The organism is Haloferax litoreum (assembly GCF_009674605.1).
GTDB classification, from domain to species: Archaea; Halobacteriota; Halobacteria; order Halobacteriales; family Haloferacaceae; genus Haloferax; species Haloferax litoreum.
Map to the genome: position 1 here is coordinate 1439229 of NZ_WKJO01000001.1, position 23522 is coordinate 1462750.

The following is a 23522-nucleotide window of genomic DNA, read 5'->3' on the forward strand; positions in this document are numbered from 1 at the left end:
GCTGTCTACGGGGCTGGAGAGCGTTCTACGTCGTGGACGTTCAGTTCCTCGTCGATGACGAGGGTGAGTGTGTCGCCGTCGAGTTCGAAGTCGACGGTGGCGCGGAGGGGATTCTTTTCGACCACGGTGAGCGTCGGTTTGTCACGCCACGCGGTCCCCCACAGATTCGGTTGCGAGAGGTCCACCCCGTGGTCGTAGTAGAACGAGACGACTGCCGGGTGGTCGAGGTACGCCAAGCCCACGCCAGAGATGAGTTCCTCGCGGCACCGCGTACACGTGTAGACGGCCATCGCCTCTTCACACACCGTCTCCGGGTGGGGGTCGTCCACATCCATCGAGAGGTGCGGTTCCATTCGACCCTGACAGCTCACACAAAAGCCGTTTCGGGCCTGTGCGAACAAGGATAGTACGTATCGTTCTGCGACTTCGGGGAGGTCAGCGTCGTCGTAGCCTTCGAACACGCCCGGCGGGATGCCGGCGTCTGTAATCGTCTTGTCACAGTCGACACAGCGGACGTGCATGCGTTCGTCCGTGTAGGTCGCTTCGACCTGTCCGTCACACGTCGGACAGGGAGTCTCGACTGGGAGTGGCCCGACGTCGTCGCCGCGAGTGTACGCCCCTGCGAGAATAGCACCGACGACGGTCCACCCGGCGAGACGGATTTCGTACCCTGCGTCGGACTTCTTGACGAAGAGTCCCGTGAGTTTGCCGAGGTGGTAGTTGAACCGACCGCTGTCGGTCACGCCGACTCGCTCGCGGAGTTGTGAGAACGTGAGCGGTTCGTTCGGCGAGTCTGCGAGGACGCGGAGGATGGCGACCCGTGTCTCGTCGGCGAGGAGGGAGAACGCGGTTTCGGCCCCGGGTTCGGTGGACGGGGATGCATCGCGGGCACGCATGGGTATCGATACGCTCGTCTCGGGTTTAATAGAATCGTGTGGTGACAGTATCTCCCGGCCACCCCTGCGACGACAGCGACGATGGCGAACGGCAGGAAGATAGCTAGCCCGAGTCCGAGGACCCGTCTTCGGTGAAGAATGAACTCGCCACCGAGTTCATTGCGGAGAACGACAGCGGTTTACCGCTCGCCGTCCCACGGCGGTATATGTTCAGCCTCGAACAGCTGGAGGTGACGGTATGACGCGAGAATTAACCGAAATCACGGTCATCGGAGGAGACAAGACCGGACTCATCGCGAATGTGACCACCCTGCTGTTCGAACGCGGAATCAACGTCGAGGACTTAGACCAGGCTGTCCGCGAGGGAATCTTCCGGATGACCCTCCACGCGGACACCTCGGAGATGACCTGTTCCCGCGACGAACTCCGCGAGGCACTCTCAGACCTCGGCGACGACCTCGGCGTGGAGGTACAGGTTCGCTTCCCGTCCGACCGCGAAACCCGCGAAATCGCCGTCCTCGTCACGAAGGAGTCCCACTGCCTCGAAGCACTGTTCGAGGCGTGGGCGAACGACGACCTCGGCGCGGAGATTTCGGTCGTCATCGGCAACCACGACACCCTCGAACCGCTGGCGAGTCACTACGACGTTCCCTTCCACGACATCGGCGACGAGAAAGGGACCGCGAACGAAGACCGCCTGCTCGAACTTCTTGCGGAGTACGACGTCGACCTCATCGTCCTCGCGCGGTACATGCGCATCCTCGGCCCGAAGGTCGTCTTCCGGTACGAAGACCGCATCATCAACATTCACCCGTCGTTGCTCCCGGCGTTCCCCGGTGCCGCCGCGTATCGACAGGCGAAGGAGAAAGGCGTCCGCATCGCCGGCGTGACCGCCCACTACGTGACGACAGACCTCGACCAGGGGCCGGTCATCACCCAGCGAGCGTTCGACGTCCCCGACGACGCGAGCATCGACGAGATAAAGAGTCGCGGGCAACCGCTCGAAGCGGACGCGCTCCTCGAAGCCGTGAAACTCCACCTCGACGACGCCCTCACGGTCCACCGCGGGCGTACCAGTCTCCGCGAGGAAGTCGACCCCGAGAGACACCAACTCGGCCTCACTAGCGAGGCACAGGCGTCGAATCCAGACCGCCCGGTGGACGGAATCATCGACGCCCTCGGGACGAAGAAACTGGCCGCCCCCGAGCAGTCCGAAGACTGACCGCCCCGGGGACGGACTGAACGCTTTTCTCGTCGCCCCGCGCAGTCGGAGCGGTGACAGACTCCGAGTCCCAGACTGATTCTGGCCCGCCTGACTTCGGTGGCCGACCGAACGGCCCCGGTGCTGCACGCGCCCTCGGCGAGTTCGCCCTTCGTGTCGAGGACCTCCCGGCGATGCGCGCCTTTTACCGCGACGTGGTCGGCCTCGGCGACCCCATCGGTGACTACGACACGGCGACGTTCTTCGGACTCGGTGAGAGTCACACCGGCCACGAAGCCGTCTTCGTCCTCTTCGACCGAACCGAGACGGACGACTACGTTGGCATCGACCCGGCAAAGACGACCATCGACCACTTTGCGTTCAGCATCGACCCCGGCGACTTCGGCGCCGAAGTCGAACGACTTCGCGGGCACGGACTCGAACTCGACTTCGCGTACCACGAGTGGGTCGAGTGGCGGTCTCTCTATTTTTCGGACCCGGAGGGAAACAGAGTTGAGTTGGTGTGTTTCGACCCGGAAGGGAGGGAAAAGAACGAACGGTTCGAGTAGCACACTCTGTCGGAGTGTCCGTGCTGGACGATACCGTCTTTTTCTCCCACTGAAGCTACTAGTTATCGACCGTTTGCCGAGGGTGTGCTGAATAGAGCGCGCGAGTCGGTCAACCGAAGCAGACTGGAATGCGGCTCGTGATTCGGTCACTGTGGCGGCTATACTCGAGCAGTGTTGGTGTCCGATTCGCTGTCCGTTCCCGACCATCCGTTCAGTCAGATACGGCCGGGTATCTCCTACTCTCCCGCTATTCTAGTCGCTTCGCAAGAATATAGTGTAATAAAGATACACTGACACGACATGGTCTCCCGCAAAAATGAAATCGTGTTCATCTGTGCTATTGTGGGCATGGTTCTTGCCGTATTTGCTGCTGACAGGTTAGATGCCCCGCTATTCGTGTCGACGAGTGTCTTAGTTTTTATCGCAGCGGTTCTCCCGATGGTCATCAACAATCACCTCGAGAGTAAGGAGAAGACCTGAGAATACCCGATACATTAGCCGAACGCCACGAATCCGTTTCGAATGTGGACTCTCGGACTACTGTTCATTTCGCAGGCATACTGAGTAGCTGATTCAGTTGCGTATGCCGGGACAGAGGAAGCTACCGTGATGAATGCACCCTCTGTCTGTTGCATGTCACTACCGACATCGATTGGTGAGGTTTCTGCAGTCGTGCTGAATACAGGGCGCATATCTTGCAGGTAAAGCTCTGCCTCGGGAGTTAATACGAAAGAGAGAGACTAGGGAATTATGGGTAATATAGACGCAACGCATCCGCTCATATTTTTCTTCGTTATACTCACAAGTTCGATTACTGGCTTGCTGTTTGGCGGTATCTTTGGCGCTGCGATTACCACAGCTCTTGGTCTTATGATTTACGCGATTACTGCTTCAGAGGCTGAGGGAGAGATTGCTGAATAGACCCTCTGTCTCTTGCACCGGCGTCCTGCCAAGTGTCGGATAGTTCGTGACCAATTGCGTTACGTTGGTCAGCTATCTATCCGTCTTCAGTTGTGAGCAAAACCAACAGACAGCAGTTGCTACTTGGCGTTCATTTCTGGAGGGAATGAGGAGGGGAGTCTGTGCGTATCTATCGGGTGGGGTTCGCGAGATGCCCCGTCAGGACTCGCGCCACTTGTGGCCACACTCGACGCAGGTGAACAGCCGAACCTCGTAGGAACCGCCCGGCTTCGGCATCATCTCGTAGTAGGCCCGGTCGCTGTCGCAGTCGTCCGACGGACAGGGCTCCTGCACCGTTTCGGTGGAGCCTTGGGTCGCGTCGGCCACGGCGGGTGCCCCGTCGTCACGCTGCCCCTCTCGGGTCGCCATCGCCGCTTCCGCTTGCGAGTCCCGCGGCTCTGTGTTCTCACAAGAGCGACACACCCACGTGTCGCCTTCCGTGTGCATAATCGAACCACACTCGTCGCAGAATTGCATTGTGAATGAGTCGACGTACAGTGCAAATATATGCTCGTTATTCAGCACGCCAGTCCTGTCCGGGTCCGAGGGGTTCCGCCCGAACCCTTATTATCTATTCAAACTGTCTCGAATTCATGAACGTTCTCAAGATTCTGATGGAAGCCATCGAAGGCTACCGCGAGGGTGGCGTCGAAGAAGCAGTCTCCGAAGGCGTCGAAGAAGTTGCAGAAGAAGCGACAGGGCGAGACTTCTGAGACGAAGGACGGTCGCTGAACTCGCTCAGTTCAGGTCGCGAGCGGCGGCGACGGCGTCCTCGATGGACGGTGCGTCGAACCAGTCGTAGTCCACGTAGGCGTTGGTGCCCGCGCAGTAGAGGTCCGAGAGGGCGTCGACGATTTCGTCGGGGAGGTGTTTGGGTTCGATTTCGCACTGCTCGCGCCAGTTGGGTTCGCCCGTCTCGATGGCCTCCTGCTTCGCGGCGGCGACGGCGTCGACCCACTCGGGTTGGACGCGCTTGTAGTACTGGCGGACGACTTCCTTCGAGACCTGCTGGCCGTCGTACGAGAAGCGGTTCTCGTCGAACGTGCCGACCACGTCTGCGACCTTGACGGTCCCGTCGTGGTACAGGCACTCGATTTTCCCGTCTTCGTGGGCGAACCCGGCGCGGGCGGCGTGGTCGGTCAGAATGTGGTTGACCGCCAGTGCGAGTTCTTCGAGTTGGTCGAGGTCCACGACGCCGGCGATGTCGTCCGCCTCGTCCCGGTCGAGGTAGCGGTCTTGTTCTTCGTACTTCGTGGAGAATTCGACGACGGGTTCGGGGAGGTCGACGGCCTCCTCGGGCCACTCCTCGGTGTCGAGGCCGTAGTCCGCGGGTTCGCCGCGCTTGCGGAGACTCGACCCCACGGGGACGGTGTTGCGGAAGACGATTTCGAGCGGAATGAGGTAGTTCTCGCCCGCGACCTCGTGGTACGCGCCGTAGTCGTACTCGCCGTCTTCGTGCGGCAGGTCCGGCACCTGCGTGAGTTCGATGGCCATCTCGGTCGGCGGCGACTCACACTCGCCGAGGTCTTTGACTTCGCCGTCTTCGACCACACCCACGTAGTGCGTCGGGACGTGATTCACGTCCAGGAGTTCGAAGTTGTACGCACCCATCAGACAGAGACTCGCGCCCTTGTTCGGGATGTGGTCGGGCATCTCGCCCCAGTCGAAGACGGAGTAGCGGTCGGAGAAGACGAACCGGCCCCGGCCGAGGTCGGTCGCCGTCGGTTCCTCCTCGACGCGGAAGTCCTTCACGCTGGTCATGTTCGACCCTCTGCGCTCTTCCCACTAAGAACCTTCCACTTCTGTGTGCATCTTGGAGTAGATTTGTGCCAAAGTATGCACGAACACGCGCATCACGAGGTCGTGGAAGTAATCGGGCCGCTTTTTCGATACCCGGCCGTTCGTTCGAGTATGCACACCGACCTCGAATCCGACGCCGAGTGGGTCGCTCGTCTACTTCGCGAGTCGGACACTGCCGTCGCACTCACCGGGGCCGGGATGAGTACCGCGTCCGGCATCCCCGACTTCCGCGGCGAAGACGGCATCTGGAACACCGAGTTCGACCCGCAGTCGTTCCACCGCAACAGGTTCGTGAACGACCCCGCTGGCTTTTGGCAGGACAGACTGCGCCTCCACGAGCGGATGTTCCCCGAGGATGTGGGGCCGAACGCCGGACACGACGCACTCGCCGCACTGGAATCACAGGGCGTCCTCGACGCGGTGGTGACACAGAATACGGACGGCCTCCACCGTGAGGCAGGGTCCGAACAGGTGGTCGAACTCCACGGCAACGCCTCGGAAGTCGTCTGCGAGTCCTGCGGCGAACGGTACGACGCCGACTGGGCGTTGGAACGGGTCAGAGCCGGCGAGGTACCGCCGACCTGCGAGGCCTGTGACGATGTCGTGAAACCGGACGTCGTCCTGTTCGGCGAACGGCTTCCGAAAGTCGCCTACGCGGAGGCACAACAGTTCGCCGACGAGGCCGACGTCATCCTCGCGCTCGGGTCGTCGCTGACGGTCCACCCCGCCGCCGGATTAGTGGGACAGGCCGCCGAAGACGGTTCGCTCGTCGTCGTCAACTTCGACGAGACGCACTACGACGACGAGGCCGCCAGAGTCGTTCGGATGGACCTCACCGAGTTCCTGCCGGCGGTAGAAAAACGAGTCTGAACACTGACGGCAGTGACGAGGGCCGCCGGTTTGCAACCGACCGTCAGTGTCGGTCTTCACCCCGTCGAGGGGCGCAAGTCCGTCGAGCGCGACGTTATGAATAAAATGGCTCGTCGTCGCGGTGGTTGTCGACGTTCTCCGTCTCGGCCGCCTCTTGTTCTCGCATCTCGTCTTCAGCGTCCGGTTCGTCGGTATTGTCCGGTCTCTCGGCGTCGATGCTTCTGTCTCTTCAGGTGCGGAAGCGCCCGCGTCGCCGCCGCCTTCGACCGTCACCCCGTGGTCGTCGTCGTCTTCGACCGCTGGGTCGCGGTCGGTGACGTCTGCCTCGGTTTCGTCGGACATTGGACCAGAGACCAGCGTCGCCTGATGAAAATATATATTGGCCGTCTATCGGACTGTCTGTGACCCGTCACCGGTGTGGGTGAGACACTATTCCGTGTGTGCGGCGTCTATTGGAACTCTTCGTGGAGGTACGCCCCAAGATAGCCACCTAGCGCGCCGAGACCGACGGTGTAGAGGAGGACGACACCGAGGCCAACGAGGACCACGATGCCGAGTCCGAGGAGGCCCAACCCAAAGCCAGCACGCGGTGCGGCGATGGCGAAGATACTGAAGAACGCGAGGACGACGAACCCGAGGAGAACGGCGATGAGGCTCACGAACAGGCCAGAGAGCGCACCCGACTTCACGCCAACGTCGCGGTCGGTACCGGTGAGGTACCCCGCGAGTGCACCACCGAGAATCGTCGACCCCGGCAGTGGCGAGAGGACGATACTGGCGATAGCACCGACGATGGCAGAAAACAGGAGGCTCTCTCCGTCTTCGTCGATGGAGGATTCGCGTTCGTCCAGTGACCGCTCTGACGAACTCGGGGACGTGGAGTGTTCCATACCCGAGACTCTCCGCCTGTGCGTGTAATCTTTTCTGCCGTCGGTCAGGTCTGTGTTTTGCCACCGGTCCGGCCTGCGTCGATTCACCGACTTCCGGGACCGCCCCGTTTTTAGGACCGTAGCACGTCCGTCACGCCATGACCGGTCCCGCCCGCGACGACTTCGGGTTCGACCACGTCCCGGAGACCGACCAATCGTTCGAGAATGCCCTCGCGAAGGCACGAGCGGGCGAGCGCCTCACCGTCGCCGACGGCGTCGAACTCATGACGACGGGAACCGACCGTGACGGCATCGACCCGGTGCGGAAGGAACTCGTCTTGGAAGCGGCGGACCGTCGCCGCGCGGAGGTGGTCGGCGACGACGTGACCTTCGTCGCAAACCTCAACAACAACGTCACGACGGCGTGTACCACTGGCTGTCTGTTCTGCAACTTCAAGAACACCGCCCACCTCTTCGAGGCCGACTCTGACGTGGACCACGGTGGGTTCACCAAGACACCTGCCGAGTCTCGTGACATCGTCGCCGACGCGGTAGAGATGGGCATCTACGAAGTCACGTCCGTTTCCGGCCTCCACCCGGCACTCGTCCTCGACGAAGAACACCGCGAGATTCTCGAATCGTACGACAACCCCGCGGCCGAGGTGAACTACAAGCCGCCCGAGGCGTACGACACGGACCCGAGCACGTACGCCGCGCAACTCGACGCGATGTCAGTCGACGGCGTCCACGTCCACTCGATGACGCCCGAAGAGGCCCACCACGCGAAGCGCGGGACCGACTGGAGTTACGAAGAGGTCTACCGCCGACTCGCCGACGCCGGCCTCGATAGCGCACCCGGAACCGCCGCGGAGATTCTCGTCCCCGAGGTCAGAGACGTCATCTGCCCCGGAAAGATAGGCACCGACGAGTGGGTCGCCGGCATGGAAGGTGCGATGCAGGCCGGACTCGACGTGACGGCGACCATCATGTACGGCCACGTCGAAAACGAGATGCACCGCGTGATGCACCTCGACGTCGTCCGCGACTTACAGGACCGCTACGGCGGCATCACCGAGTTCGTTCCGCTCTCGTTCGTCTACCAGAACACGCCGCTGTACGACCGTGGCCTCGTCACCGGCGGTGCGTCGGACGACGAGGACGAACTCATGGTCGCCGTCTCACGCCTCTATCTCGACAACGTCGACCACATCCAGTCGTCGTGGGTGAAGTTCGGGAACGCGAAGGCGCTCAAACTCCTCAACTGCGGTGCCGACGACCTGATGGGGACGATTCTCTCCGAGGAGATTACGAAACGCGCCGGCGGCGAGTTCGGCGAGTTCCGGTCGTTCGACGAGTACGTCGACATGATTGCGGCCATCGGTCGGCGACCCGTCGAACGCTCGACCGATTATCGGACGCGCCGACCACTCGACCCGACGGACGGCCCGCACGGTCCGCGACTCGGCCCTCGGGCGGACGGAACCCCGATGCTGGAACGCCGCCGTGACCCGGCGACGGCAGACGATTGAGATGATGGCGACTACCCACGCCGCAGTGGGCCTCACGCTCGCCGCTCCGCTCGTCTGGGTCGCACCGGAACTCGCCGGTGCCGCGGCCATCGGTGCACTCCTCGGCGGCGTCTTTCCGGACGTGGACCTCTTCGTCGGGACCCACCGCAAGTCGCTTCACTTCCCCGTCTACTACACCGTCGTCGCTGGACTCCTCGGTCTTGTCGTCTTGGTCGAACCGACACCGCTCAGCGCCGCACTCGCGTTCTTCTTCCTCTCGGCCGGCCTCCACTCCATCTCCGACTGGTTCGGCGCGGGCGACGAACTCAGGCCGTGGGACCGGACCTCTGACCGCGCCGTCTACGTCCACCCGGCCAAACGCTGGCTTCGACCGCGCTATCTCGTGCGGTACGACGGTGCCCCGGAGGACCTCGCGTTGACACTCCTGTTCGCACTCCCCGGCCTCCTCGCTTTCGACGGCGGAATTCGCGTCGGCGTCGCCGTCGGCGTTGCCGTCGCGCTGTTCTACACCGGATTCAGGAAACGGATGCCCGACTGGTTCGGTATCTGAGGGGTCCGGGTACCCCACTCACCGCTCGGGACCGACCACCTGTTCGTACGGCTTCCCTGCCGCGACGCCGCTCGTTGCACTCGTCGCGTTCCGCTCGATGCTCTCCCGGCGGCGGGAAAGCCCCCACTCGGCCAGCGTTTGCCGTCTGTCAGTCGCTGGCCTGCGGGCCGCCGAGTCGTCGCTGTTCGGTGACTGTGGCGGACGGGCCAACGCGTCCCTCCGCCGACTCGATGGACAAGCGAACGAGTTCGAATCCTTGGCACTCGCCGGTGTCGATGGCGTTCTGCGGGAAGACGGCGTTGTCCGCAATCGCCCCGAATGCCGCGCCCTCCTCGCCGTTTGGAACGCCGTTGAGTTCTCCGCGAACGACGACGCTGTGCCAGTCGTCGACGCTCTCGAACTCGCTGATGACCAATTCGGCGGTGACGCCGCACTCCGCGAACTTGCTCTTCGGTGACCCCGGTGGTGCCGCGAGTTGGAAGTAGAGTGACTGGCCGTCGTACCCGAACGACATTGGTCGCGCGTACACGTCGCCATCGAGAGCGATGGACAAGACGCCGTGGCCCTGCTCTCGGAGAACCTCGTCCACGATTTCATCATTCAGTACGCGCCCGTGCTCGACCCAGTTTTTCTCGCCAGTACTCGCACGCTGCATACACTCCCTCTTTTCTCCGTATATATTGCTCCCCATGGCTGTTTTCGCAATTCGAGAATAGCCGAAACGTGATGGCTTCGCACGTGAGGGCCGGAACTGACGAGGTGCCAACCTCGGTCGGTGTCGGACCTACCGCTCGGGTGTCGAAAGCGGCCCGTCGCCGCGGACGACACGCCGCAATCGTCTACTGTGGACGTCATCGTCGCGGAGTCGGTCTGCGATGGGGTCTCGAATCCACGACTCTCGGTTTCGTGGGGCGGGCGCGGCGTCGGCCCCGGGCGGTCGGAACTCGTCCGGTAAGAAGCGTGCGTACACCGGCAATCGTTCCCGGAGTGGGACGCCCGCTTCGTCGGCGATGTCGGCGAGTTCTTGCAGCGCAGGCCACGCGTACTCGGGATTCACGTAGTCGTCTGTGACCGGTGAGACGCCGCCCAAATCGTCGACGCCGCAGTCGACGAGGCTGGCGGCCTCCGAGAGGTTCGGGGGCACCTGCACCGAAATCTCCTCTGGAAGTGCGACCCGCGCCATCGACACCACACGACGCATCGTCTCGATAGACGGGCGCTCGTAGTCCGACCGGTCGTTCGGAACGACGTTCTGGACGATGACCTCCTGTACGTGGCCGTACTCCTCGTGGAGCGAACGGATGGCGAGGAGACTCTCCGCACGGTCACGCCACGACTCGCCGATACCGACGAGAATCCCCGTGGTGAACGGGACGCCTTCTTCTCCTGCGGCGCGAATCGTGTTGAGTCGTTGTCCCGGCGTCTTGCGTCGGTTCCCCGCGTGGGCGTCCACGTCTGCCGTCGTCTCCAGCATCACGCCCATGCTGGCGTTCACCGGCGCGAGCGATTCGAACTGTTCGCGGGTCAAGTCACCGGGGTTCGAGTGTGGGAGCAATCCCTCGTCGAGCGCAACCTCGCACGCGGCGACGAGGTAGTCGAGAATGTCGTCGTACCCCCACTCGTCGAGTTGGCGGTGAATCTCGGTGTATCGCTCGTCGGGTGCGTCGCCAAACGTGAACAGTGCTTCCGTACACCCGGCGTCTGCGCCCATTTGGACCACGTCTCGTACTTCGTCCAGCGACATGAGCGTCGCCTCGCCGGGCACGTCGTAGTAGGTGCAGTACGTACACGTGTAGCGGCACGCGGTGGTGAGTGGAAGGAACACGTTGCGCGAGAACGACAGCGACTCGGGGGCGTCCACGTCGTCGGGGCCGACAGCGAGGAGTCGCTCGACAGCGTCGTCGGCGACGTCGACATCGACTCCGTACTCGTCGGCACCCGGGAACATACCGCTTGGTCTGCGACGGACCACTAAAAACGTATCACTCGCGGGCGATTCGAGAGACAGAAGTCGAGAGTGAGTCGGGGTTTTGGTGCCAGACACGACCCCGACCCGTCCGAAGAGGCGTCAGATGCTGTTCCCAACCGCGTGGGTTCCAGCGAGCCACCGCGACGTTCGGACTCCACTTCGTCGCCCGTGGCGTCTCGAAGACGGCACGGGAGCGCGCGGCGCACGTTGCCTCAGTTCCCGCCGGGCACACGAACACACCGCGCTTGTTAATGTATATCGTGCACCATTATGGAGCTATCGGCATCCGCGGACGGCCCCGACCCGGCCGTCACCGCGGTCCAGACGGACCCCATTCTCGGCTAACCACTCGCGTGAGTGCTCCTGTCCGTGTAGCAGCACCTCGACAAGGTCGCTCGGTTCGTCGATATCGACGGCGAGGCGCATCGAGTCGAACTCGACGAACGACGCGCCGGTGTCGTCCGCGATAGTTCGGTGGTCGGCGATGGACGCACCGTGGTAGTCGACGGAGAAGTCGGGGTGGCGGACGACGAGTGCGTTCGTCCCGCCGCCGAGTCCCGGCGCGGCGACCACGTCGCCCGCAGTCTCGAACAGACGTTCGAGCGTCTCCGGTGTGGCGAGTGCCAAGTCGGCCATGACGACGGCGATGGGTTCGTCACCGCCGAGTTCGTCGTTGACCGCGTCGGTCAGTGGTCTGTCGTCCACAGTGACTGGGACGTCGATGTCGACGGGCGCGTCTGCGAGAACGACCGGGTCACCCCCTGCTCGCTCGATTGCAGCGAGGACGTCTCGGAGCATCGCGAGCGAGAATTCGCGTCGCTCGTCGGCGTCTAAAAACGGGGCGAGTCGCGTCTTCGGGGAACGCCCCCCGAAGGGAACGACGACTCGCATCGAAACTCAGCCCAGTTTGTCGTACGTCTGCTGCTGGGACTTCCAGTAGAGGAAGCCACCTGCGAGCAGTGCGACGACGACGAGACCACCGGCGGCGTAGATGAGCAGTTGAGTCGTCTGACTCGACTGCTTCGCGTTGTTCGCGCGGGTCTCGGCTTCTTCGGCGAGGTTAGACGCGAGGCCGAACTCGCCGCCTTCGAAGGCCTCGACAGCGTTGTCGAACGACTGCTGTGCCTCCTGAGTGTTTGCACCACTGGCGGCCGTGATGGCTGCCTTCGCACCGTCGAGTTTGTCGCGCGCGGCGGCGCTCTCTTCAGTGTAGTGGGTCGCGTTCCACGTGCCGATATCGTTACTGGAGCCACCCTCGCGGGTCTGTTCGAGCGAGAGGACGGTGAACTCCTGTGCCGGGTCGTAGCTGAACTCGTCGACCGCTGGCACGGTGCCAGTCACCGACACTTCGACTTCGCTCGTTCCGTCGTCAGCGGCGACTTGCGCCCCGCTGAAGTTCTGCCCGTCGAAGGACTGCTGGTCGACTTTCGCGCCCGTCTGGTCGTAGTACGTGACGGTCCACGTCACGTCTTCGAGGTGGGTCTGTCCTGCAAGCGTCCACGCTTCGAGTTGCGGGTTCTTGTACAGTTCGTCGAGCGTGACCGATGCGGTCACTTTCGAACCGACCTGCGCCTCGGAGGGTGTGTCCTCGGAGGCGACGCTCACGGCGCCTGCCGGAATCGCAGCGACCGACAGGAGCACGAGGAGCGCGAGGGCCAGCTTAGAAAAGCGACTCCAGTTCGTCCTCGTCATCGTTTATGAGGTTCTCCAAATTGGACTCGCTCTCTTGACGAATCTCCTCGATGTTGTCTTGCGCCTCGATGGCGACCTGCTGTAGTTCCTTGATGCGCGGCACGTTCGCCACGCCGGACAGGAGGATGACACTCGCGACCTTTCCGGCACCCGGAATCGGATAGTCGCCACCGCGAACTTCCATGGAACCGGTCTGCTCCTCGATCCATTTCCGCCCGCGCTCTATGCCTTTCCGGTTCAGATGCTCCGGCGGGCCAGCGAGGACGAGCAGTGCGCGTTCGGCGCCTTCGATTTCACAGGGGAGTGTAAGGCGACCGAGCGCGGCTTTGCGGACGAGGCTGGTGATTCGGTTCGTCGTGTGAGCGGTGTCGAGGTTGTCGTCGGGTTCGTCACCGCCAGTGAGTCGCGACAGGAGGCCGCCACTTTTCTTCTTCCGTGGTTCGACGCCTTCGGACGCGTAGCCGACGGTCGAGACGCCGCCACCGGCCAGCGTGTTGATAATCTCAGACGAGTCGACGACGGACTCTGCGACTTCCTGCCCGTCCGTGACTTCGCCGGCCCCGAAGAGGACGCCGAAGCGGTTGACGATCTCTTCGTTGATCTCGTCGTATCCGCCCTGGACAGACTCGCCGGTCTTACGCCAGGCGTCGTTGTCGAACACGAGGAGGTTGTCGACCTCGCGGACGAACGTCTGGAACGACCGCGCGGCGTTCAGGGTGTAGATGCCACCCTCGTCGGACCCCGGCAGGATGCCGAGTCCGTAGACAGGTTCAGTGTAGATACGCTTGAGGTGTTTCGCAAGGACTGGCGCGCCGCCGGACCCGGTACCGCCACCGAGACCGGAGACGACGAGGAAGGCGTCGACTTCGTGGACGGGGATGCTGTCGATGGCACCCTGCACCTCGTCGATGTCTTCCTCGGCGATTTCCGCGCCGAGTTCGTTGTCCGCACCGACCCCGTGTCCCTTCACGCGGGACTGGCCGATGAGGACGCGCTGGTCCTTCGGGATGTTCTTCAATCCGAGCAAGTCGGCTTTCGCAGAGTTAACTGCGACGGCGGCGCGAACGATGCCTGCGTTTCGTTCGCGGTCGTACTCGACGAACTTGTCGACTACTTTTCCCCCGGCTTGCCCGAATCCGATCATTGCGAGCTTCATAGGTTCGGTCCCCTCGCCATTGCGTGAATGGCAGAACGAACGCGGACATAAGCGTTGTGGGATGGACGTGTTGGTTCGCTGACTGATTAGGTGGAAAAAACGGGTGACGTTGGTAGGGTATTAATCGGACGTTATGCAAGTAGACGCGACTCAGACACCAGTTACGGTCACGCTTCATAACCGATTAATCGAGAAATTGACGACTCCCGACGGGGGAATCAGTTCCGCTCGGCGAGGTAGTCACCGAGTGTCTTCATGTCCGCCGCGTCGACACCGAAGACACCCACGTCGTTCTGGTCGGTCGTGTTGTCGAACTGTAGTGAGCGGTACTGGTCTTTCCCCATCGGGAACCCGGGGATGGCACCGAGGACGGTGAGGCCGACACCGGCCAGACCCATCGGAAGCGGGACGATAGAGATGTTCTTCCCCTCTTCGTCGTAGACCATCTCGGTGATGTCGCGGAGGGTGAGTTTCTGCGGCCCGCCGATGGTGTACGTCGCTCCGACGTGTGCGTCGTCTTCGACGGCGTCGGCGAGCATCGGGGTGAGGTCACCGACCCAGATAGGTTGGAACCGCGTCTGTCCGTTTCCGGGTAGTGGATACAGTGGGACGCCCGGAGCGAACATCCCCTTGAGTCGTTTGGTGAACGAGACGAACTCACCGCCGTCGCCGAAGACCACTGACGGCCGGAAGATGACCCAGTCGAGACTCGACGACTTGAGCGCCTGTTCTGCCTTCCCTTTCGACCTGATGTAGGCTGTGTCGCCCTCGGAGTCGGCACCGAGCGCACTCATCTGGACGAGTCTCGGCACGTCGTGTGCCTCGGCGGCTTTCACGACGTTCTCGGTGCCCTGCCAGTGGACGATGTCGTGCATCCGATTGCCGCCCTTCGGTTCGAACAACGGAGAGAGGGCCACGAGGTTCACGACAGCGTCTTTCCCCTCGAACGCGCCGGCGATGGAGTCGTAGTCTGTCACGTCACCCATCGCCTTCTCGACGCCGTCTGGGAGGTCCTCGCTCGTCGGACTCCGCGACATCGCGGTGACGCTGTGTCCACGCGACTGCAGTTCACGGCACAGGTGGCTCCCGATGAATCCGCTTCCGCCGACAACAAGGACTTTCATACCGTAATATCCGGCGGAACGAGGGTAAAGCTAACGGGCACTTTCGGTCGATTTCGCCGGTTACGAGGCCGATGATAACGTGTTTCCACGACAATGGCCATCACTCACCGGAAGCGGACAGCCCCTCGGAAAAACGTCCGTCACAGTTCGGGCACTTTTTCGTCGGGGACGCGTCAGTGGGTGTATGCTCGTCACGCTCGAGGGACTCGACGGAAGTGGGAAGACCACCGTCTGGGAGGCCCTCCACGACGTCTACCCCGATGCAGTCTTCACCCGCGAACCGACCGACGATTCGTGGTACGGCGAGGCAGTCAACCGTGCCATCGGCGACGACGACGCGGACCCACTCGCGACGCTGTTTCTCTTTACGGCGGACCACGCCGACCACCTCTCGCGTGTCGTCCGCCCCGCACTCGCCGACGGCGAACTCGTCATCTCCGACCGCTACTCTGACTCGCGGTACGCCTATCAGGCGGCGTCGCTCCGCGACAGCGACGTCAAGCGCCCGATGGAGTACATCATGGGTATCCACGCCGCGTTCTCTCGAACACCCGACAAGACCATCTACCTCGACGTGGACCCCGAGACGGCCGCCGCGCGAAGCGGGAAGACCAACAAGTTCGAACAGGCGGCGTACCTCGCCGACGTGCGGGCGAACTACGAGCGACTCATCGAGGCCGAACCGGAACGCTTCGTCCGCGTCGACGCGACGCAACCGCCCGAAGACGTCCTCGACGCTGTCGAAGCAGCGTTCGCTGACATCCTCGAAGAGAACTAGCGACTCCGGTCGTCCAGTCGGCAGGTGGCGCCCCTCGTCGTTCGTGCAGTGTCGTTATCGGGAGTCGGGCAGATTCTCGAACTCCTCCGGCGGCGGGACGTAGAGTGTGTCGATGGTGAACCCGAGTGCCAGTGGCATCCCAATCATGACGCCGAGTGCGGCGACGGGACTGCCGAGGTTCACGCCGATGCCGAAGACACCGGAGAACACGAGTGTCGAGAAGAACAACACCAGCGGTACCAAAAAGAGGGCGTACAGGACGTAGCCCCACTGTGTCTTCAGTCGAAGGCGGAAGAAGCGCGTCATGACCGCCGCGATGAGTGTGTGGAGGCCGATGACGACGACCATCAGCGCGAGGTTGACCACCGAGACCATGCCCTGCCTAGGGAGGCGGTGGTCTTTGGCCTGTCGCTCTCGGCGACGACTCGACTCCCACCCGGCGTGCGAACGGGGGACGTTTATCACGAAGGACCGTGACGCTCCGCCATGCACCGACTCATCGCAGAGCGTGGGTTGGACGACACGGGCTTCACAGCGGACGACGCCCGCGCAGTCCTCCGCGACATGATTCGAGCGCGACGGTTCGACGAGCGTGCACTCGCCCTCCAGCGACGCGGGTGGATGAGTGGCTATCCACCGTTCCGCGGACAGGAAGCGGCGCAAATCGGCGCCGCGCACGCGATGCGCGAGGACGACGTTCTCCTCCCGACGTATCGGTCGAACGCCCTCCAGATTGCGCGTGGCGTGCCTCCGAGCGACATCTTCCTCTTCCGCCGTGGCTACGCCGAGTACGAGTCAGACCACGACGTGCCGGTGTTCCCACAGGCAGTTCCGATTGCGAGTCAACTCCCGCACGCCGCCGGTGTCGGGATGGCCGCCACCTACCGCGACGACGACTACGCCGCACTGGTCTGCTTCGGTGACGGTGCCACCTCCGAAGGTGACTTCCACGAGGGACTCAACTTCGCCGGCGTCTTCGACGCACCCGTCGTCTTCTTCTGTGAAAACAACGGCTACGCCATCTCGCTCCCGCGCGAACGTCAGACTGCGAGCGATTCGATTGCGGCCAAAGCCGACGCGTACGGTATCGAGGGGATGCAAGTCGATGGCAACGACCCACTCGCCGTCAGAGAGGCAGTCGAAGAGGGCCTGAAGAAGGCCCGAGACGGCGAACCGGTGCTCATCGAGGCACTCACGTACCGACAGGGGCCGCACACCACCGCTGACGACCCGTCACGGTACCGTGACGACGACCCGGACCTGCCCGAGTGGCGGGTTCGTGACCCACTCGAACGGTTCGAGGAGTTCTGTCGCGAGCAAGGCATCGTCGACGACGAACTCGTCGAATCGATGTACGAAGATGCCGACGAAGAGTTGCGCGAGGCCGTCGAAACAGCGGAAGCGACGCCCGAACCTGGCCCGGACGAACTGTTCGACTACATCTACGAGGAACTGCCGACCGAACTCGAACAGCAGCGTTCGGAGTACACGGCGTTCGTCGACGAACACGGACCGTTCGAACTCGAACGCTGAGAACGCGCGCTGGGTCTGTCTTCGGTACCGACGGAGAAGGCACTCACCAGACACTGCATACAGCGAACGGCCCCCGACTCAGTCGTCCAACGAGATGTACGTCTTCGTGTCCGAGACACCCTGCAGTCCCTGAATCCGACTCGACGCCGTCTTCAGTATCTCGTACACTGCCTCGGTGTCTACCTCGGCGATGATGTCGTACGCGCCGGCGACGATGTGTGCCTCCGCCACCGTTTCGAGTTCGCGGATTGGTCCGAGTAACTGCTCGGACTCACCAGCGCCAGTCTTCACCATGATGAAGGCGTGAACCATGCGTGTGATATTCTACCACATCATGCAAAAGCCTTGCTTCCGCCGAGTTCGGCAGATTCGGTCCCAACCGGGGTAAGGTTATTTGCCTCCGCCGACATACCGTCTTCGTATGCGGTTCGTTATCATTGGTTCAGGACGGGTTGGTCTGCGTACTGCCCGTGTCCTTCGGGAGGAAGGACACGATATCACTCTCGTCGAGTTGGACCCCAACCGCGTCAAACAGGCGCAGGAGATGGGTTTCGAAGTGGTCGAAGGCGACGGGTCCCACGAAGACGTACTCCTCGACGCAGGAATCGACGACGCCGACGCCCTCGGGGCACTCACGGCGGACCTCAACGTGAATTTCGCGGCGTGCATGATTGGCAAGCACTTCGGGTGCCGGACCGTCATCCGTATCGACGAGGACTACCGTGAAGAGGTGTACAAGAAGTACGCGCGTGAAGTGGACGAAATCGTCTACCCGGAACGACTCGGCGCCATCGGCGCGAAGAACGCCCTCCTCGGTGGGTCGATTCGGGCGATTGCCGACATCGCACAGCACTTGCAGGTCATCCTCGTGACGGTGTCCGACAGTTCGCCGATGAACGGGTACAGTATCGAGGAGGTGGCACTCCCGGCGAACGCCCGTCTCCTCGCGTTCGGCAAGAAAGACGAACCGATGGGTATCCCACTCCCCGACGACTCCCTCGAAACCGGTGACCGAATCGCCATCCTCGCGGACTTCGACGTCCTCGACGACGTTCGGCAACTGCTCGTCGGCGACGAAGCAGTCGCCGCGGCAGGAGGTGCGTGACGATGGTTCACGCCTACATCATGGTCAAAGCCGCGGCGGTGACCAACGGTATCGACCGTCTGAGAGAAGACTTGCTCGCCGTCGACCACGGCATCGTGAGCGCACACATCGTCGCCGGCGATGTGGACTTCATCGTGAAAGTCGACGTGGATTCACCGGCCGACGTGAAGGAAGTCGCCGGAGGGATTCAGGCCATCGACGGTATCGAAGACACCCAGACGTACATCGCGATGGACTGAGTCTCGGCAGTCGACACTTCCATCACGTCCCGAACCACTCGTCCTGCCCGCGATTCGACTCTTGTTCGGTTCCAACTATCGAATTTGCGACTCCTGTACGGCGCGACACGAACGAGCGGCGCGCCTCGAAATCAGAATCCAGTCCCTGCCGCGTCGCGGGCGCGACCGAGAATGCTCGTGACGGGTTCGGTGTACTCGTATCCCGGGATGATGCCTTCGACGAACGTCCCTTCGACGTAGTCGATGACCGCTCCGGCGTCGTCGACACCGCGTCGCTCGTTGACATCTGCGAACGTCGTCTGGACGACTGCTTCGTCTGCGACGCGGCGAACGGCCGGGTCGAGTTCGTGGTCACCCGCGATGACCCCGTTGATGTCTTCGATGCGGAGTTCGAACGTCTCGAACCAGCCGTCTTCGACGATTTCTGCCACGTCGTCTGCGGTGACGGCCGAGAGCATCGGGACGCGAACGGCGACGTCGAACTCGACGTGCCCACTCTCTCGTGGTGCGACGCTGACGGTTCCCTCGAACGGCGTCGTCACCGACTCGAAGGTCCGGTCGTCGACCTGTTCGAACGACCCGTGGTCGCCGAATGCCCGGTGGACGCGACTCGGAATCTCCTGCTCGCTCATAGCGATACGCTAGCCCTCAGGAGAGAAAAGCCCGTTGCGTCGGCGCACCGCCGAATCGCACTAAGGCGTGGGATTCGGCAGGATGGCGGCATGTTTAAGTATCTCGCCGCACTCCTTTCAAGTGACGCTTCGCTTTGGAGGGCCGAAGCGTCAGCGGGGACCAATCTAGGGCGGCATTTCCGCACGGGCCGCTCCCGTGCGGTTGCCTATCCCTTTCTGATGAAACTCGAACGGCGAGCGGCCGTCCTGTCGGTTCTCTGTACTCTGGGCCGTGAGAGACGTCACTGAGAGGCGTCGCTATCGGTCAGTACGTCTCTGTCCTCGGTGACGAACCCACGGCCCGTGTCAACGACGGGGAAAGGTGAAGAACTGCTGATGACGCTACTCGTTGTCCGTCCCCGACCCGTCGGTGGCGAGTTCGGCCATCGTTGGCGACGACACCATCTCTCCGTTCTCGGCCGGTTCGCCTTCGGTTCGGTGCTCGCCAATGGCGTCACTGTCGTGCCCATCGGCCGTTCCGTCATCGAGGTCGGTCTCAGTCGTCTCAGTCCGCACCTCGAATCGGTCGGCGAGCGACCGGAGTTCGTCGGTGGTCGTCGAGAGTTCCTGCATCTGGCCAGCGACGCCAATCATCGCGTCGTTCTGGTCGCGGGCAGCGTCGGCGACGTCCGCCGACTCGGCCTGCGTCTCCGACGCGATTTCGGCCGCTTCGTCGGCCAGACGGGCGACAGATTGGGCGGCAGACGCCTGTGACGCCGTGGCTTCGTCGATTGCGGCGACACCGTGGTCGACTTCTTCGAGTCGGTCCACCGCTTCGTCGATTGCTTCGACGCTCTCAGCCACCGTCTCTGCGCCGGTCGACACTCGCTCCCGTGCGGCGCGAACGTCTTCGACAGTGCCCGCTGCCGCCGACTCGACCGCTTCGATGGACTCTGCGATTTCGGCCGTCGCTTCCGTCGTCTCCTCCGCGAGGGCTTTGACGCTGTCGGCGACGACGGCGAATCCAGCCCCTGCGTCGCCCGCGCGTGCGGCCTCAATGGAGGCGTTGAGTGCGAGCAAGTTGGTCTGGTCGGCGATGTCGCCGATGAGGTCGACCACGTCGGCGATGTCGGCCACGTCTTCGCGCAACGTCTCGGCACCGCTCGCGGCGGCGGCGACTCGGTCGTCGATGGCCGCCATCTCCTCGTGGACGTCGGCGCTGGCGTCGCGTCCGGCCTCGCCGTACTCGCTGGCGTCACTCGCGAGCGTTGCGAGTTCGTCCGCGGACGCCGCAACCTCTTCGACGGTCGCCGAAAGGTCCTGCATCTCCGACGACACGTCGTCGAGGAGCGTGGCCTGCTCTGTCGCTCCCTCCGAGATATCTGCGGTTCCGCGCTCGACGCGGTCGGATGCAGCGGTGACTTCCTCGGTACCGGCGGTGACGCGTTCTCCGGCGGCGTCGACGGTGGTTGCGAACGACGCGACCTGTCCGATGGTCTCTTCTAAGTCGGTGAGCATCGCGTCGATGCCGTCGCCAACGCCGGCCATCGCCTCGTCGTCTGGCGTGACCGACGTTCTGACCGTCAGGTCGCCGTCCGCGGCGTTGTCCATCGTCTCTCGATAGTCGGTCGCGGCGCGTTCGAGGTCACGTTGGACTTCCTCTGCCTCCTCGATGCGTTCGCCCAACGCGTCGCGCATGTCCGCGAACGCGGTGGTCAGTGTACCGAATTCGTCGACACGTGAGGTCGAGAGGTCGACGTCGAGGTCACCGCCTGCGAGCGTGTCGGCGCGGTTTTGGAGTCGACGCAGTGAGACGACGGTTCCACGACCGATGGTGAGGCCCACGAGACCGAGTCCACCGAGTGCCACCCCGATGAGGATGACGATGTCGCGTTCGACGAATCGGGCGACTGCGTAGGCGTTCTCCGGGGGTGCTTCTATCAGAACGGCCCACTCGGTTCCCTCGACGGGTGCGTGTGCCACGACCGACCCGTCGCGTTCGACCACGCCGGATTCACCGTTCACTGCGGCATCGAGTGCGGGAGTCTCTGCCCCGTCGCGATACTGTGTGAGGACTTTACTACCGTACTTGTCGAAGGCGATAGTTCCCTCGGCGGTGACGACACGCGTCCGCGACCCCTCGATGGGTTCGCTGAGCATCTCGGCGTGGCGGGTTGCGTCCACGACGACCATCACGGCGGCGTCTCGGCCCGGAACTGGACTGAGGAAGGCGAGTCGCTCGCCGCCGCCGTATCGGTAGACTTCCGAGATTGCGACGCCGTTCGCGTCGAACATCGTCAACGACCCAGACGTCCACGACACGCCGAGGTCCGAGACGGTCTTCGTCTCTAAGACGGAGTTCGTACTCACGACGATGTCACGGTTCGATGGTTTGACGTAGTGGACTGCGAGCACTTCGTCCGGGAGGTTGTCTTTCTCAACTTCGAGAGCAGTCTCGATTTTCTCTTCGTCTCCCGACCGAATCGCCTCGTACTCAGAGAGCATCCGAGCGGTCCGCGTGTACCCGTCCATCCAACTCGACAACTCCTGGGCCTCCAGGCTCGCGACCATCTCGAGTTCGGTGTGTGCGTCTGCTCTGACCTCTTCGCCGACCATATCGGTGACGTAGAAGCCGAGTCCGCCCATCACCGCCACGACGACCAAGAGAACGAACAGAAACTTCCGGAGGTAGCTCCGTCTGAGTACCTCCGGGACTAACCTGGCGAGTCTCATGCTATTCGTTCGCAAGCAAATGGGACGTAAAGCATTGCCTCACCGGATATCAGGTGTGATAACGAGGGGCGCGATTTGTGCCAATCGACCATTGTATTCGCGGCGTCGCTACGTCAGTTCGCTCACCGTCACACCGAGTGCGACTGCCGCCGCCCCCGTCGCACCTCCACCCGTCGCGACGTACGTCGGGAGTGCGAACACGACGCCACCGCCGACACCCGCGGCTAAGCACAGTGCCATTCCGAGGAGTGCGGCGTCGAACCGGGTGGGGGCGTTTTCGGGGAGCACGGGCTAATTACATATCATTACAGCCCCGGACAAATGGTTTGTGGAGGCGGACCTACTCGCCTCACTCCCTGACACCGTCGCCATCACCGTCGCCGTCTGTCTCGACAGTTCGTTCGATGTCTGCTGTCTCCGGTTCGTGCTCCGTCGCCATCTGTTCTTCCAGTTTCTCGATAGCCCGTTCGCGTTCGCCGACGACGGAGGCGTCCCGTAGGCCGAGTGAGATGGCTGTATCGAAGCACCGAACTGCCGCTTCGTACTGGCCGCGTTCGGCGAGGAAGAAGCCACGGTTGTACCACGCATGCGGTTCTCTCGGGTCGAGTTCGACTGCTCGTTCCGCGTGGTCCAGCGGTTCGGACGAGTCGCCGAACTCCCACAGTGCGTACGCGAGGTTCGTCTCGGCAGTCGCGGCGAACTCGTTGTCGTCGTCGATGCGGAGTGCTTCTCGTGCGGCACCGATTGCCTCGTCGTACTCTGCTAACTGTGCGTGTGCGACGCCCTTGTTCACCCACGCTTCCTGTGCGTCGTGTGAGTCCTCGTCCGCGTAGGCGATGGCGCGCGCGAAGCTATCGATTGCCTGTTCGAACTCCTCGATGGCGACGTAGGTCAACCCGATTTCGATGAGTGCCAGTACGTCTACGTGTTCGGGAACGACCTGTGACTCGTCGACGATGTCCGAGAGGACGTAGTCGTCTGTCGGGTCGACGAGTCTGGTGTTCGTCCGAAGTTCGGGCGGGTCCAGGTCGAATCCGTCGTACGGGTCGCCGAATCCGTCGCCGTCCGAGTATCGGTGGTCACGCGTCGAGGCCATTCGTAACTGTTGGACGGCAATCGAGATAACCTTCACTCGCTGGGAAGCGTTTCCCCGAACTATTGTCTCGTCAGTAGGACACCGCAGACAATATATTACGGACGAATAATATCATAAAGAATTAAATTCGGCCAAATCGCTTAAATGGTCTTGGTAATCTTGGTAGAATCGACTGGGGTGGAGTTAATCCGCGGGTGGGTTACAGTTCGAACCGCTCGAACTGACCCGTTCTGGGCAGGCCG

26 protein-coding genes are annotated in these 23522 nt (G+C 62.6%); 10 read left to right on the forward strand and 16 right to left on the reverse strand.

Going from position 1 to position 23522, the window contains the following annotated elements; genetic code table 11:
* Positions 1 to 5: 5 nt before the first annotated feature.
* On the reverse strand, positions 6 to 896 hold the full coding sequence (locus GJR96_RS07410) for a DUF7351 domain-containing protein (RefSeq protein ID WP_151162355.1): 891 nt from the start codon (positions 894 to 896) through the stop codon (positions 6 to 8).
* 238 nt (positions 897 to 1134) lie between these two features.
* On the opposite strand from GJR96_RS07410, the gene GJR96_RS07415 reads away from it, so the two are divergent.
* Together GJR96_RS07415 and GJR96_RS07420 are read left to right on the forward strand one after the other, a co-directional pair.
* Positions 1135 to 2118, forward strand: a complete 984-nt coding sequence (locus GJR96_RS07415; RefSeq protein ID WP_151162356.1) for a formyltetrahydrofolate deformylase — start codon at positions 1135 to 1137, stop codon at positions 2116 to 2118.
* Between the two features lie 53 nt (positions 2119 to 2171).
* Positions 2172 to 2666, forward strand: a complete 495-nt coding sequence (locus tag GJR96_RS07420) for a VOC family protein (protein WP_225317711.1) — start codon at positions 2172 to 2174, stop codon at positions 2664 to 2666.
* A gap of 1119 nt (positions 2667 to 3785) precedes the next feature.
* Here GJR96_RS07420 and GJR96_RS07425 read toward each other — a convergent pair.
* Together GJR96_RS07425 and GJR96_RS07430 are read right to left on the reverse strand one after the other, a co-directional pair.
* On the reverse strand, positions 3786 to 4103 hold the full coding sequence (locus GJR96_RS07425; protein ID WP_151162357.1) for an RPA12/RPB9/RPC11 RNA polymerase family protein: 318 nt from the start codon (positions 4101 to 4103) through the stop codon (positions 3786 to 3788).
* Between the two features lie 261 nt (positions 4104 to 4364).
* Complete coding sequence (locus tag GJR96_RS07430; protein WP_151162358.1) at positions 4365 to 5387, reverse strand: phosphoribosylaminoimidazolesuccinocarboxamide synthase; 1023 nt, start codon at positions 5385 to 5387, stop codon at positions 4365 to 4367.
* A 150-nt stretch (positions 5388 to 5537) separates the two neighbouring features.
* Between GJR96_RS07430 and GJR96_RS07435 the strand changes: the two genes are divergently transcribed.
* Together GJR96_RS07435 and GJR96_RS07440 are read left to right on the forward strand one after the other, a co-directional pair.
* Positions 5538 to 6296 carry an SIR2 family NAD-dependent protein deacylase gene (locus GJR96_RS07435; protein ID WP_151162359.1) on the forward strand — a complete coding sequence of 253 codons (759 nt, stop codon included), beginning with the start codon at positions 5538 to 5540 and terminating at the stop codon, positions 6294 to 6296.
* A 121-nt stretch (positions 6297 to 6417) separates the two neighbouring features.
* The gene (locus GJR96_RS07440; protein ID WP_154326187.1) at positions 6418 to 6663 is read left to right on the forward strand and encodes a hypothetical protein; all 246 of its coding nucleotides are present in this window, start codon (positions 6418 to 6420) and stop codon (positions 6661 to 6663) included.
* 82 nt (positions 6664 to 6745) lie between these two features.
* Here the strand turns inward: GJR96_RS07440 and GJR96_RS07445 are convergent, their stop codons facing one another.
* Positions 6746 to 7186 (reverse strand): DUF5518 domain-containing protein, encoded by a 441-nt coding sequence (locus GJR96_RS07445; RefSeq protein WP_151162360.1) that lies wholly within the window; start codon positions 7184 to 7186, stop codon positions 6746 to 6748.
* A gap of 137 nt (positions 7187 to 7323) precedes the next feature.
* Here GJR96_RS07445 and cofH point away from each other — a divergent pair, with 137 nt between their 5' ends.
* Positions 7324 to 8694, forward strand: coding sequence for a 7,8-didemethyl-8-hydroxy-5-deazariboflavin synthase subunit CofH (cofH, locus tag GJR96_RS07450; protein ID WP_151162361.1), 1371 nt, complete (start codon positions 7324 to 7326; stop codon positions 8692 to 8694).
* Position 8695: 1 nt separating this feature from the next.
* A complete protein-coding gene (locus GJR96_RS07455; protein WP_151162362.1) occupies positions 8696 to 9244 on the forward strand; it encodes a metal-dependent hydrolase in 549 nt (182 codons plus the stop codon).
* A 148-nt stretch (positions 9245 to 9392) separates the two neighbouring features.
* Here the strand turns inward: GJR96_RS07455 and GJR96_RS07465 are convergent, their stop codons facing one another.
* From GJR96_RS07465 to GJR96_RS07490, 6 genes are all read right to left on the reverse strand, one after another.
* Positions 9393 to 9899, reverse strand: a complete 507-nt coding sequence (locus GJR96_RS07465; RefSeq protein ID WP_191965824.1) for a pyridoxamine 5'-phosphate oxidase family protein — start codon at positions 9897 to 9899, stop codon at positions 9393 to 9395.
* 129 nt (positions 9900 to 10028) lie between these two features.
* Positions 10029 to 11192 carry a 7,8-didemethyl-8-hydroxy-5-deazariboflavin synthase subunit CofG gene (gene cofG / locus GJR96_RS07470; protein WP_151162365.1) on the reverse strand — a complete coding sequence of 388 codons (1164 nt, stop codon included), beginning with the start codon at positions 11190 to 11192 and terminating at the stop codon, positions 10029 to 10031.
* A gap of 297 nt (positions 11193 to 11489) precedes the next feature.
* A complete protein-coding gene (gene cofC, locus GJR96_RS07475; RefSeq protein WP_151162366.1) occupies positions 11490 to 12104 on the reverse strand; it encodes a 2-phospho-L-lactate guanylyltransferase in 615 nt (204 codons plus the stop codon).
* Between the two features lie 6 nt (positions 12105 to 12110).
* Positions 12111 to 12905, reverse strand: a complete 795-nt coding sequence (locus tag GJR96_RS07480) for a hypothetical protein (protein WP_151162367.1) — start codon at positions 12903 to 12905, stop codon at positions 12111 to 12113.
* Entirely contained in the window at positions 12874 to 14061 is a 1188-nt protein-coding gene (locus GJR96_RS07485; RefSeq protein WP_191965825.1) for a tubulin/FtsZ family protein, read from the reverse strand. Before GJR96_RS07485 ends, GJR96_RS07480 begins: the two co-directional genes overlap by 32 nt.
* A gap of 218 nt (positions 14062 to 14279) precedes the next feature.
* The gene (locus GJR96_RS07490) at positions 14280 to 15185 is read right to left on the reverse strand and encodes a complex I NDUFA9 subunit family protein (protein WP_151162368.1); all 906 of its coding nucleotides are present in this window, start codon (positions 15183 to 15185) and stop codon (positions 14280 to 14282) included.
* A 184-nt stretch (positions 15186 to 15369) separates the two neighbouring features.
* Between GJR96_RS07490 and tmk the strand changes: the two genes are divergently transcribed.
* On the forward strand, positions 15370 to 15963 hold the full coding sequence (gene tmk / locus GJR96_RS07495) for a dTMP kinase (protein WP_151162369.1): 594 nt from the start codon (positions 15370 to 15372) through the stop codon (positions 15961 to 15963).
* 54 nt (positions 15964 to 16017) lie between these two features.
* Here tmk and GJR96_RS07500 read toward each other — a convergent pair whose 3' ends face one another.
* Positions 16018 to 16338 carry a hypothetical protein gene (locus GJR96_RS07500; protein ID WP_151163946.1) on the reverse strand — a complete coding sequence of 107 codons (321 nt, stop codon included), beginning with the start codon at positions 16336 to 16338 and terminating at the stop codon, positions 16018 to 16020.
* A 111-nt stretch (positions 16339 to 16449) separates the two neighbouring features.
* On the opposite strand from GJR96_RS07500, the gene GJR96_RS07505 reads away from it, so the two are divergent.
* Positions 16450 to 17496 carry a thiamine pyrophosphate-dependent dehydrogenase E1 component subunit alpha gene (locus GJR96_RS07505; RefSeq protein ID WP_151162370.1) on the forward strand — a complete coding sequence of 349 codons (1047 nt, stop codon included), beginning with the start codon at positions 16450 to 16452 and terminating at the stop codon, positions 17494 to 17496.
* 78 nt (positions 17497 to 17574) lie between these two features.
* On the opposite strand, the gene GJR96_RS07510 is transcribed toward GJR96_RS07505, so the two are convergent.
* Entirely contained in the window at positions 17575 to 17808 is a 234-nt protein-coding gene (locus GJR96_RS07510; RefSeq protein WP_151162371.1) for an Lrp/AsnC ligand binding domain-containing protein, read from the reverse strand.
* Between the two features lie 109 nt (positions 17809 to 17917).
* Between GJR96_RS07510 and GJR96_RS07515 the strand changes: the two genes are divergently transcribed.
* Both GJR96_RS07515 and GJR96_RS07520 read left to right on the forward strand, forming a co-directional pair.
* Positions 17918 to 18601 carry a potassium channel family protein gene (locus GJR96_RS07515; protein WP_151162372.1) on the forward strand — a complete coding sequence of 228 codons (684 nt, stop codon included), beginning with the start codon at positions 17918 to 17920 and terminating at the stop codon, positions 18599 to 18601.
* Between the two features lie 2 nt (positions 18602 to 18603).
* Positions 18604 to 18840 (forward strand): Lrp/AsnC ligand binding domain-containing protein, encoded by a 237-nt coding sequence (locus tag GJR96_RS07520; RefSeq protein WP_151162373.1) that lies wholly within the window; start codon positions 18604 to 18606, stop codon positions 18838 to 18840.
* Between the two features lie 131 nt (positions 18841 to 18971).
* Here GJR96_RS07520 and GJR96_RS07525 read toward each other — a convergent pair whose 3' ends face one another.
* The 4 genes from GJR96_RS07525 to GJR96_RS07540 form a co-directional block, all read right to left on the reverse strand.
* The gene (locus GJR96_RS07525; RefSeq protein WP_151162374.1) at positions 18972 to 19472 is read right to left on the reverse strand and encodes a DUF5813 family protein; all 501 of its coding nucleotides are present in this window, start codon (positions 19470 to 19472) and stop codon (positions 18972 to 18974) included.
* 381 nt (positions 19473 to 19853) lie between these two features.
* Positions 19854 to 22184, reverse strand: coding sequence for a methyl-accepting chemotaxis protein (locus GJR96_RS07530; RefSeq protein WP_151162375.1), 2331 nt, complete (start codon positions 22182 to 22184; stop codon positions 19854 to 19856).
* A 108-nt stretch (positions 22185 to 22292) separates the two neighbouring features.
* The gene (locus GJR96_RS07535; protein ID WP_151162376.1) at positions 22293 to 22472 is read right to left on the reverse strand and encodes a hypothetical protein; all 180 of its coding nucleotides are present in this window, start codon (positions 22470 to 22472) and stop codon (positions 22293 to 22295) included.
* Positions 22473 to 22533: 61 nt separating this feature from the next.
* Entirely contained in the window at positions 22534 to 23280 is a 747-nt protein-coding gene (locus GJR96_RS07540) for a tetratricopeptide repeat protein (RefSeq protein WP_151162377.1), read from the reverse strand.
* Between the last annotated feature and the right edge of the window lie 242 nt (positions 23281 to 23522).